General features: G+C 58.0%; 8 protein-coding genes. 2 read left to right on the top strand and 6 right to left on the bottom strand.

The window, feature by feature from the left end:
• The 6 genes from tnpC to H9S92_RS18010 all read right to left on the bottom strand — a co-directional run.
• Positions 1–1,435: IS66 family transposase (gene tnpC / locus H9S92_RS18035; RefSeq protein ID WP_187465294.1), on the bottom strand; the 1,435-nt coding region annotated here is incomplete at its 3' end.
• Positions 1,436–1,705: 270 nt separating this feature from the next.
• A complete protein-coding gene (locus H9S92_RS18030; protein ID WP_187468094.1) occupies positions 1,706–2,902 on the bottom strand; it encodes an alginate O-acetyltransferase AlgX-related protein in 1,197 nt (398 codons plus the stop codon).
• Positions 2,903–4,249: an MBOAT family O-acyltransferase gene (locus H9S92_RS18025; protein ID WP_187468093.1), complete on the bottom strand. Its 1,347-nt coding sequence runs from the start codon at positions 4,247–4,249 to the stop codon at positions 2,903–2,905. It lies immediately after the preceding gene.
• 236 nt (positions 4,250–4,485) lie between these two features.
• On the bottom strand, positions 4,486–5,763 hold the full coding sequence (locus tag H9S92_RS18020) for an MFS transporter (RefSeq protein ID WP_187468092.1): 1,278 nt from the start codon (positions 5,761–5,763) through the stop codon (positions 4,486–4,488).
• A 53-nt stretch (positions 5,764–5,816) separates the two neighbouring features.
• The gene (locus H9S92_RS18015) at positions 5,817–7,613 is read right to left on the bottom strand and encodes an LptF/LptG family permease (RefSeq protein WP_187468091.1); all 1,797 of its coding nucleotides are present in this window, start codon (positions 7,611–7,613) and stop codon (positions 5,817–5,819) included.
• A gap of 110 nt (positions 7,614–7,723) precedes the next feature.
• Entirely contained in the window at positions 7,724–9,358 is a 1,635-nt protein-coding gene (locus H9S92_RS18010) for an acyl-CoA carboxylase subunit beta (protein WP_187468090.1), read from the bottom strand.
• Between the two features lie 140 nt (positions 9,359–9,498).
• On the opposite strand from H9S92_RS18010, the gene H9S92_RS18005 reads away from it, so the two are divergent.
• Together H9S92_RS18005 and H9S92_RS18000 are read left to right on the top strand one after the other, a co-directional pair.
• Positions 9,499–9,726: a hypothetical protein gene (locus H9S92_RS18005; protein WP_187468089.1), complete on the top strand. Its 228-nt coding sequence runs from the start codon at positions 9,499–9,501 to the stop codon at positions 9,724–9,726.
• An 88-nt stretch (positions 9,727–9,814) separates the two neighbouring features.
• Positions 9,815–10,924 carry a cytochrome c biogenesis protein gene (locus H9S92_RS18000; RefSeq protein ID WP_246463981.1) on the top strand — a complete coding sequence of 370 codons (1,110 nt, stop codon included), beginning with the start codon at positions 9,815–9,817 and terminating at the stop codon, positions 10,922–10,924.
• The last annotated feature ends 491 nt before the right edge of the window (positions 10,925–11,415 follow it).

Here is an 11,415-nt window from a genome sequence, read left to right as displayed (position 1 = left end):
TCATATAGTCACAATTTCCCGGAGTGAAGAGGTTAACGAGTTCTTCTACCGGGTCCGCCTGCCGCTTTATTGCAGTAGCAACAAAGGAGCGAATGTCCATAAATTCCTGGGCGGCGACCAGCGAACGGAAGCCTCCAGATACTTTTTGACGGACCTTATTCATGCGCAGATCCCTTTCCGCCTGATTATTATCAAACTGAGCCAATGCATGCGTCATAAAACGTAACACTTCGTCTTCATTGTCTCTTAGTCGCAGCAGTAGGTTCACCGTTTTGGTTTGAGCTGTTCGCCCGCGCGTACTCCCGTCCTCTTTAACGGCCGGAGGATTTTGCTTCAGCCCGATCGCAAGGAGCTCGCGGTATTTTTTTCGGTGGCGGCCCTGCCATCGGCGATCAACGACACTGGTGGAGGATTCGACTTTTTGTCGCTTTACTTGGAGCAAAAGTTTGATGAAGGGATCGGCCCATTCTCCCTGTTTATCCCGATCAATAGCATAGATAAGGTCACGTAGCAGATGGGCAACACATAAGGAGTGAGTGGCTTGGGGATAGGCATGATAAGAGTGATAGTCATCCCGGTGCAGGATTCCTTCAAACCAAGTGAGCACATCCATCTCATCATGTGCTTCACGTCCTCTCTTGGGATGAATCATGAACAAACTGAACAATTCCGTTGCCGCCACATGTACCCAGTGTCCGATACCTTTGACCTTCATACCCGTCTCGTCAAAAAAGCCGCACAGGGATGCTATTATGGAAAAGCGTAACGTCTCCAGAAACTCCGGTAATTGGCGTGCAGCACTCTTGCGAAAGTTGTCCAGCGTTCCGGTACTCAAGTTTACGCCAAAAACCTTCAGTAACTGCTTGGTCCGAAAAGCAGGTATGAATTGAAAAGCTGATAGATAGACACTGATCGCTTTGACTCTGGGGCCGTACTGGAATTCGTGCTTGATATCTTCCGGGCAACCAGCTGCCTGCCATTGGATGGCACAGCATGGGCAGGTCTTGATTTCAATCCTGTGCTCGGTAACAATCGTTTTTAGCGGTGGAATATCTTCCACCTGCTTGCGAATAAAACCATCCGGAGATACTCCTGATAAGTTAGATCCGCAGCCCGGGCACGCGGTGATCGTGTAGGGGATAATCTCGTCGGGATTGTCGATCAGGCGGCTCTTGCTTCCTTTGTGCCCCGATTGACCGCCGGGATTTTTGCCCGACTTTTCCCGTAGAGACCTTGCCTTAGTAGGCTTGAAGTCATCCTTGCTTGGCGGCTTGGAACTATTGCCACTAGTAACCGCTAACTTATCTTCAAGCTTCTTTATCGTCGCTTGCTGAGCTTCGCAGAATGGCATGAATAAGTCCACAAGCATCAAGCCCTCAGCACTAAGCGCCGGGCGGAGATTATCAACTTCAGCCTTAAGTTTTGCGAAAGTCATGCCGAAAAGTACTACTAATCCTGGAATTCTAGCGTTTTGTACCCTGAATAGTTACCTTACAACTTAACCCACTAGCTAACTTCGCAACTGGCCAAATTAAGACTACATTCACCTCAAGAGATTGGTGGCTGAAAAAGATAAAAGGAAAAGCCAATTCATTTCTAATTTTGAATGGGCAAATATCCAGTATCGGCAAACTCCCATCCATCCCTGCCGCGCCTATCCCTTGCGGTAGCTCCTTTATCCCTTTACCCCTTCCTTCTTTACTCCCTACCACTTCCCATCCTCTTCCGGCAACGCCAGCAGATTAAACAAAAAGCCTTCCCAAATGAGCTGTAGGTAAATCGTCCCTCCTTCGCGGGTGTAATCGGGCAGGTTGAGTTCGTGCTTCCACTCGTCGAAGAGGAAAAAGGCGGAGCCGGCTTGTTCGCTCAAGGGGCGCATGATGTTTTCACCGAAGCTTTCGCGGTTGACGAACAGGCTGGGCAGGGCCTCGCGCAGGTGGGGATCACTTTGCTGAAATTGGCGCACGTAACTGGTGGGGTAGGGGAAGCCCGGGGGGACTTTAAGGTCGGGCCGCGCAACTTCTTCGGTTTGCCAGTTGAATTGCAGGGATTGGAAGTGGTCTTGGGCTTGGCGGTCGAGGCCAGCCAGCTTAGCCAGGGTCATGCCAGCGGTGGCCTCCGAGTGAAAACGAAAGCCACTCGTATCCAGTGGGGCCAGGGGGAGTCCATCTGCCCGTAGTGCGTCGCCGATGACGGTGGCAGCGAGCAGGCCGGCGCGGACGGTCCAGTGATGGTCGGTACGGTAATAGAGGTTGTGCACGGTGGCCTCCAGCTTGCCGTGGTCCAGGCGCTGCGGCGGGTGGGCGGTAGCGTAGGCTTGTAGCGGCGTGTGAAGGTCGATGGTCTTTACGCCGGCGCTGGCCAGGGCAGCGTAGAGCTGGCGAACGGCGTATTCCTGGTTCAGCGGGCGGACGTGGTCGGGTAAAAATGCCGGGTAGATGTGGTGCTTGAGGGGGGCAACGGCCAGGTAGTAGTGGCCACCCCGGGCCGCTACACTATCGCGGCGGGCCTGGAGGGTTTTTACGACCTGGCTGAGTTCTGCGGGGGAAAAGCGGCGTTTGCCCCGGTAAATGTCCAACTGCAGCCCGCCTTTGTAAAGCCAGTCGTCAGTTCCCAAAACTACGTAATCGGGCAGTGGCGAACGGCCGTTGGTGACGGCCTGCAGGCGACCGTTGAAGCGCTGGAAGAGGCCCTTCCACGGGAAGTGGTCATTGAAGTAGGCCTCCGTTTGTTGGGGGAGGGGGTCAAGGTGATCGAGTTGGACGGTGGGGACTTCCGCTGCTCTTTTGTTCTCGAAACCTTGCACCTGCGTCAGCGCCCAAAAAAAAGCGGCATCCAGCCAGCCGAGGACCAGCACAGCAGCAAAAACCAGGGGTAAACCGTAGCGGAAAGTGGCGGACATCTAGAAGCGGAAATAAATGAAAGGGTTGAGGGAATTGTTGACCAAAGCGTTGGTGGAGAGCAGGAAAAGCAGCAAAAGCCCGGTGATGCGCAGCACTTCCCAGCCATTTCCCGGGCGAAAACGGGGGCGCCAGGGCAGCCACTCCGCCCAGGGCCAGGCCAGCAAAATGGCCACGAGACTGACCACCGTCAGTTCCCGGCTCCAGTAAAACGCCCATTCAAACGCCACGGTTTGGGCGTTGCCACCCGCCATTGCCCGGTAGTAGTCGCCAGCCAGCGCGAGGCTTTCCGTCCGGAAAAGGACCCAACCGAGCAATACCACGACAAAGGCGTAGGGAATGCCCCGCAGCCGCCACCAGGGCTGCCGTTCGAGCACGATGAAAAGCCCGTGCCAGAGGCCCCAGGCGACGAAGGCCCAGGCCGCCCCGTGCCAGACGCCGGTGGCCAGGAAGACGAGCAGGAGATTGCGGACCGTCCGCCAGCGCCCCCCACGACTTCCCCCCAGTGGCAGATACAGGTAATCGCGGAACCAAGCCCCGAGGGTAATGTGCCAGCGCCGCCAGAAGTCGCGGATGTCGCGGCTGGCGTAAGGGAAGCGGAAATTTTCCGGCAGCCGGAAACCGAACAGCAGGCCCAGACCGATGGCCATATCGGAGTAGCCGCTGAAGTCGAAATAAAGCTGCCCGGCGTAGAGCAGAACCCCGGCCCAGGCGGTAAAGGCGTCCATTTGCGTAAAGTCGAGGGCAAAAATCTCCTCCACCGGTACGGCCAGGGTGTTGGCAATCAGGACTTTTTTTGCCAGGCCAATGAGGAAGCGTTGCAGACCCTCTGCCGTTTGTTCCCAGCTCATCCGGCGTTGGGCGATCTGTTGGTTAAGGTCTTGGTAACGGACGATGGGGCCAGCAATGAGCTGCGGAAAAAAGCTGACGTAAAGGCCCAGGCGAAATACATTGCGCTGGGGTGGGGTAGTGCCGCGGTAAGTGTCTGCCAGGTAAGAAATGGCCTGGAAAGTGTAAAAACTGATGCCCAGCGGGAGGGCAATGCGCGGCAACTCGAAGGGCGGAATGGCCACCAACTGCAGCAGTTGGTTGGCTTCGGCCACGGCGAACGTCGTGTACTTGAAGTAGGCTAATACGCCCAGGTTGACGACGACACCCAGGGCCAGCCAAAGCCCGCCGTGCCGGCCGTTGACGCAGCGCCCGATGCCGTAGTTGAAAACGATGGTCCACAGTAACACGGCCGTGTAGGAAACGCCCCCCCAGGCGTACAGCAAAAGGCTCAGCAGCAGCAGCCAAGCGTTTTGCCAGCGTCGGGGCAGCAACAGGCTCCCACCCCAGACGATGGGCAAGGCGATCCAGAGAAAGATTAGGGACGAGAAAAGGATGGCGGCAGGAGTAAAGGAGTAAAGGGGGAAGGGTTGAATAAATGACCGCCGTAGGCAGCAGCGTAGCTAATAATCGAATAAATGAATAATTGAATAAATACTTCCAAGGACCACTGTGTAGCTATAACGTTTTGACTATGTGGCCAATGTCACGCCTATGCCGTGCGGTAGCTAATTCGCTCATTCACGCATTCACGCATTCACTCCTTCGGAATCCGGAAGCGGAGCAGCAGAATCATCCCCAGGGCAAAAAACAGGGAGAGGGCCAGCAGGCTGGAGCGCATACTGCCCGTCAGCAGGTCGAGGCCGGCAAAAATGAAAGTGCCCAGGACGATGGCTATTTTTTCCAGTACATCGTAGAAGCTGAAGTAGGAGGTTACGTCCTCCCGCGTGGGGATGAGCTTCGCGTAGGTGGAGCGGCTCATAGACTGGATGCCGCCCATCACCAATCCCACCGCGGCGGCGACGAAGTAAAAAGTGGTCTTGCCCTGCACGAAGTAGCCCGCCAGGCAAATGCCAAACCAGATCATCAGCTGAAAATACAGACTGGCACGGTTGCCGTAGCGCTTGCTGACGGATGCGGCCAGAAAGGCCCCGCCCACGGCCACAATCTGGAGGATGAGGACCACGATGATCAGTTCGCTCGTCTCAAAACCCAATTCTTTGGAGGCGAAGGTGGAGGCCAGGAAAATCACCGTTTGCACCCCCGCCGAGTAGGCAAAAAAGGCCGCCAGGAAGCGCAGGGTATTGCTCGACGCCCGTACCCGCAGCCAAACGGAGTTGAGTTCCTGCCAGCCCCGTCGCCCCATTTCCCGCAGGCCAGTGCCCTTGATGCGCACATCGTCCGGCAGACGGGCCAGGGCGATGGCGGCGAAGACCAACCACCAAAGGCCCACTGTAATGAAAGCCAACCGCACTGGCAGGGTGCCTTCCGCCGGCAAGCCAAACCAGGTGGGCTGTTGGACCATCAGCAGGTTCAACACCAACAGCAGCACCGAGCCGATGTAGCCCATCGCAAAGCCCCGCGCACTGAGCTTATCGAAGCGGTCGGGCGTGGCAATGACGGGCAAAAAACTGTTGTAAAACACCAGCCCGCCCGCAAAGCCGATCAGGCCCAGCGCAAAGGCAATGGTGCCCAGCCAGAGGGTATCCATTCCGTTGAAAAAGAACAACAGCAAGCAAGACACCCCGCCCATGATGGTGAAGAAGCGGAGGAAGGACTTTCTGCGTCCGCCCGCGTCGGCAATGCCTGAGAGTAGGGGGGAAAGCAGGGCAATGATCAGGTAGCTCAGTGTAATGGTGAGGGTAAACCACGAGCTGTCGGAAAATTCAAAGCCCGCCACCGTAAACTGGTCGTCAATCACCCCGGTGAAGTACGGTGGGAAGATGGCGGTAGTGATTACGAGCGCAAATGCGGAGTTGGCCCAGTCGAAGAGCGCCCAGCCATTCATCGTCCGCCGGTCATTGAGTTGTTGCATGGCGGAAAGATAAGCGCTTACCGGCAACAATTGCGGGGCCTTTCTTTGCTCCCTTATCCTTCGCTGGCATCCCGAACTGCTCCGGGACTTTCGCCTGCGGCCGCGGCCGGTACTGTGGCCTTGCGCGTGCGCCACTCCTGAAAGTTGGCCCAGAGCACACCCAGGCGCTCGGTCGATACCAATTTGGCGTCTTTTAAGGCCCGCGAAGTGATGTAGAGGCTGACGGGGAACAGAATGATGCACGGCAGCCAGCCGGCGAACGCGGCATCAACGACGAAGCTCTCCGCCAGCTTGCGGCAGAAGATGGTGAGGATGATGAAAATGACGAAGAAGATGATGCTCACCAGGATGGGGTAGCCGAAGCCCCCCTTGCGTACGATAGCCCCCATTGGCGCACCAATAAAAATGAAAATGATGCAAACCAGGGCCATGCTGTACTTCATATGCAGGTCATAGATGTGCTTGACACGGCTCTCCTGGATGCCGGGCAAAATGCGCTCGGTGGATTGGGCCTGGCTGGTGATGGAGCGTACCGCCGAGCGTGCCCGGTCCATTACCCGACCCTGGCCCGTGGCGTCGAGGCGCCCGATGATGGCCACAACGCCTGGCCACGGTTCACCGATGTTGACCAGGTTGTGCTTGAGACTTTCGGAACGTTGCAGCGCCCGGATGGCTTCATCGGAGCGGGAGACGAGCGCTTCCTCTTCGGCCGCATACTGCTGTACCCGCTTCGGCAGCGTTGGGCGATTATCGATCGGGACAATATTGCTGGGCGTAGCAGGGCGGGTATTGACGGTAGGCGGACCAACGGGCGCGGGGGGCGTGGCAGCCGCAGCGAGGGTGTCGACCGTGCCGGCGGCAAGGGCGGCAGAGTCCCGGATGGCCCCTGGATAGCCAGGCTGATCCTCTACCGGTGGTGGGGCCTGGCGGTATACCACGGTGTCCTCCCGCAGCAGCGGAAGATAGGAAACGACGTAATTGCTGATCGTTTGCTTGCGCTCGGCAATGTCAAGATTGATGGAATCCACCGCCGTTTGCAACTGCCAGGTGGCGAGCATGCTGCGGTTGGTGCTGAAGAGTTTGGTATTGGTTTTGCCGAGCTTGAATTCGCTGAGGTCCCAGACCTTGGTGTAGGTGCCAAACTTGGTGCGTACGAAGGGCAGGGAACTGCGGTTTTGCCCCGTGGCCTGCCGCTCGGTATACTGTACGCCGTCGTAGAGTTTCATGACGAAAAACTGCCCCTCGTTTTCGGAGTACATCTCGCCGTTGGTTGCCACGATCTGGCCCAGGTCTCCCGTGGCCGCGCGGGTGTGGTCATAAATCAGCACGTCGGCAATATCACGTCCGTTCTGGTCGCGTTCTCCCAGGCGGATGGCGTACTGGCTGAAGTCCTCATTGAATACGCCGGGCTCCATATTGAGGGTGGGCTTCTTCTGCTGGATGTCGTACATACGGGCCCCGAACTGAAGGTTGGCGGCGGGAATGACGTAGTCGGCGCAGAAAAAACTCACCGCCGCAGAAATGATTCCAAAGAGAATCAACGGCCGCATCACCCGCAGCAGGCTGGTGCCCGCCGATTTAAAACTCGAAAGTTCGTAGTGCTCAGCCATTCCACCCAGCACCATCACCGAGGAAATCAGCAAGGCCAGGGGCAAAGCCAGCGGCACCAGGCCCACACATTTATAAGCCATCAGTTCGATGACCACGAAAAATCCCAGGCCCTTACCCGCAATGTCATCCAGGTATAGCCACAGGACCTGCATCATAAGTACGAAAATGGCAATGGCGAAGGTGACCACGAAGGGACCTACGAAGGACTTGGCCATCAATTTATCGAGTCGCTTAATCAAGGGGCTGAGGTTTTGGTCCCGGGCGGGAAAGCATGCTAACCACAATACGTCAGGTACGGGCGAAACGTTGCCTGGCACGGCGCGCCTTAGGCTTTTGTTAAGAGCCAGCTTTAGGTCTGGATGACGCCCGTTTTCCATTCGGCGGTGGGGGCGTGACTGGCCGCTTCGATGCCGGCAGAAATCCAGGCGCGGGTGGCGCGGGGATCGATGATTTCATCTACCCACAGGCGGGCGGCGGCGTAGTACGGGCTGGTTTGTTCATCGTAGCGGGCGGTGATGCGTTCAAGGAGCTCTTTTTCGTCGGCCGCAGAGACCACCTCACCCCGGGCTTTCTGGCTGGAGACCTGAATCTGGAGCAGCACCTTGGCCGCCTGGGCACCACCCATCACCGCCAGGCGGGCGCTGGGCCAGGCCAGCATCAGGCGCGGGTCGTAGGCGCGGCCGCACATGGCGTAATTGCCCGCACCGTAGCTGTTGGCTACGACTACGCTGAATTTGGGCACGACGCTGTTGCTCATTGCATTGACCATCTTGGCACCGTCTTTGATGATGCCCCCTTGCTCGGAGCGGCTGCCCACCATGAAGCCCGAAACATCGTGCAGGAAGACCAGCGGAATGCCTTTCTGGTTACAGATCATGATGAAGCGCGCGGCCTTATCCGCAGAGTCGGAGTAAATCACACCACCAAACTGCATTTCTCCTTTCCCTGATTTGACGACTTCGCGGTTGTTGGCGACGATGCCAACGGACCAGCCGTCGATGCGGGCGTATCCGCACAACAGGGTTTTGCCGTATTCTTCCTTGAACTCGGTGAACTTGCCATCGTCCACCAGGGCCTGCACCAGCGCCCGCCCGTCGTAGGGCTTGGCGCGGTCGGCGGGCAAGACCTGCAGGATACCGTTGGGGCTGTTGGCCGGGGGGGCGGGGGTGCTGCGCTCGAAATTGCTGCGGATTTGTTCGGGCAGGTGACTGACGAGTTCGCGGATGGTGGCCAGACAGCTGGCGTCGTCGGCGCATTTGTAGTCAATGACCCCGCTGACGGAGGCGTGCATTTCCGCGCCGCCGAGATCTTCGGCGTCGACGGTCTCCCCGATGGCGGCGCGGACCAGGTAGGGGCCCGCCAGGAAGATGCTGCCGGTGCCTTCGACAATCAGGCTTTCGTCGGACATAATCGGCAGGTAAGCGCCGCCGGCTACGCAGCTGCCCATGACGGCCGCAATCTGGGGCACACCCATGGCGCTCATGTGGGCGTTGTTCCGGAAAATGCGCCCGAAGTGCTCTTTATCGGGGAAAATTTCGTCTTGCAGGGGCAGGTACACGCCCGCGCTGTCCACCAAATAAATGATGGGGACACGGTTTTCCATGGCAATTTCCTGGGCCCGGAGGTTTTTCTTGCCCGTGATGGGAAACCAGGCACCGGCCTTGACCGTCGCGTCGTTGGCCACAATGACGCAAAGCCGCCCGTGGATGCGGCCGTAGCCCGTCACTACGCCGCCGGCCGGGCAACCGCCGTGCTCGGTGTACATTTCGAAGCCCGCAAAGGCGCCGAATTCAAGGAACTCACTGCCTTCGTCGAGCAAACTGGCGATCCGTTCCCGGGCGGTCATTTTTCCTTGTTCGTGTTGCTTGGCAATGCGGCGGGCACCACCCCCTTCGCGGATTTTGGCGAGGCGGTGTTGCAGGCGCGAGACCTGCAGGAGCATTTCATCTTCGTGCTCGGCGGCGGTTTGTTCGGCTTTAGTCATGATCGTTGGCTTGGTTAGGGGGCAGAAACAGGGAGGCAAGGTAGTTAAAAACCGGGCTTCGGGCCGCGGCTTTCGCGGCCGGGTGGAAGCAGTTGACCTAATTTTTACCGCATTTTTATCCAGCACCCTATCTTGCCGCCATGTCTGCATCCACTTTTGGCCTGATCGTCGAGTTGCTTCTTTTTGCCCTCGGGCTCTACCTCTACCTTTTTGCCCGGGGCGTCATTGCTTTCGGCAGCGCAGATGCCCGCGCCCGGGCCGAAGCCTTCCGTAAAGACAACGCTACCTGGATGCGCCTGCTGGGCCTGGCCCTGGCGGCCATTATGGGCCTGAACGTGTTTTTGCATCTGCGGGAGCTGTTCGGCTAAGGGGCCCTTCAATCATTGGCATATCATAATTTACCCGGGCCGGCGGCGGGGTAGGCCAATCCTCCGCAGCGACCCTTACCTTTGCCGGATGGAAAAAATGATGCGCAAAAACTGGTGGAAATGGCTCGGCGTAGCGCTCGTCGTTTATGGTTTGCTGGCCGGTCTTCTGATTCCCCTCAAGCCCAACCTGGTGAGCGTTTCCGCGCGCACGGCCACGCTGGGCGAAACCATTACTTTAGACGTAGTGGGCTACAACACTTCTTTTGGCGCGGACGCAGGTGCAGTGAAGGCCTGGTTAAGTGCAGGGGAAGGACTCAGCCTCGCTGCCAGCGCGGTGGAAGTGCTGGACGACCGCCGGGCAAAACTCACCTTCACCCTTCCCCCTTTCCTGCCCGATCTTTCCCTGGATAAACTTACCTTGCCCATCATCGTGAGCAGCCCCGCCGACGGTGCCTTCGTCGATCCCCTCGGCATCACCGTCCGCCAGGAAACCCCCGCCGCAAACGAAGCCGCCGCCCGCGCCCCCTGGCAAAGCACGGCCCTGGCCAAAGGCGACCTTTCCGCCACCCCCCGCATCACCTTTCCCTACCGCGGTCACCTGGCCGAGACGATCCGCAACATCTTTTTCCACGTCAGCCTCTGGTTTGCCATGATGTTCGTCTTTATCGCCGCGGTGGTCTACGCCATCAAGTACCTGCGCCGCTCCGGGAAGCGGTCGGACGAACTGCCCGACGTCGTTTCCCGCCGCGATCGGGCCGATTACTGGTCCGTCGCCTTCACGAGCGTAGGAATGCTCTACGGCGTGCTGGGCCTGCTCACCGGTGCGGTTTGGGCCAGGTACACCTGGGGCAGTTTCTGGAGTTGGGACATCAAGCAATTCACCACCCTCATCGCTCTGCTCATCTACGCGGGCTACTTCGTGCTGCGGGCCTCCTTCCCCGACGGCGAACAGCGCGCCCGCCTGGGAGCCGCCTACAACATCTTCGCCTTCGCCTGCCTCATCCCCCTAATCTATATCCTGCCGCGGCTGTCGGGCAATTCCCTCCACCCCGGTGCCGCCGGAAACCCCGGCTTTGGCGGCGAAGACCTGGACTCGACCATGCGCATGGTCTTTTACCCCATCATCTTTGGCTGGACCCTGTTCGGCTTCTGGCTGGCGGGCCTGCGCTACCGCCTCCGGCTCTTGTCTGGGGAGTAAGACCGGATCCCGACCTCCGGTCCGGCTGGTCTTAGCCCACGAAGTTACCTGGAGTTGGAGCATGGAATTGCCAGATGGTCGAAAGCCTTTGCGTCGAACCAGGTTATTTGGCCCACGGAGTTTCCTGAAGGGAAACCCTGTCCCTTCGACTGTCTAACCTTAGCCCCTCTTCGTGTCCTATAGTGGTTCAAAAAACGCAAAATGTGTGCGATGAAGGGTGTCTTTACCCGAATCGTGGATGTTCGGGTGGGGACACCCTCAACCGGGTCTTCCTATTTGAGTTAGGACACCCTCAACCAGGTTTTCCTGCCACACCTTAGCCCCTCTTCGTGTCCTAAGTGGTTCAAAAAAAACTGCGCAGCAGTCCTACTGCGCCTTACCCAACTTAGATCCTCCTCGTGTCCTAAGTGGTTCAAAAACTGCGCAGCAGTCCCATTCCGACTGTCTAACCTTAGCCCCTCTTCGTGTCCTATAGTGGTTCAAAAAACGCA

Source organism: Neolewinella lacunae, from assembly GCF_014349155.1.
Lineage (GTDB): Bacteria > Bacteroidota > Bacteroidia > Chitinophagales > Saprospiraceae > Neolewinella > Neolewinella lacunae.
Note: the sequence above shows the minus strand (reverse complement) of the source record. Positions and strands in the feature narration are given on the sequence as shown.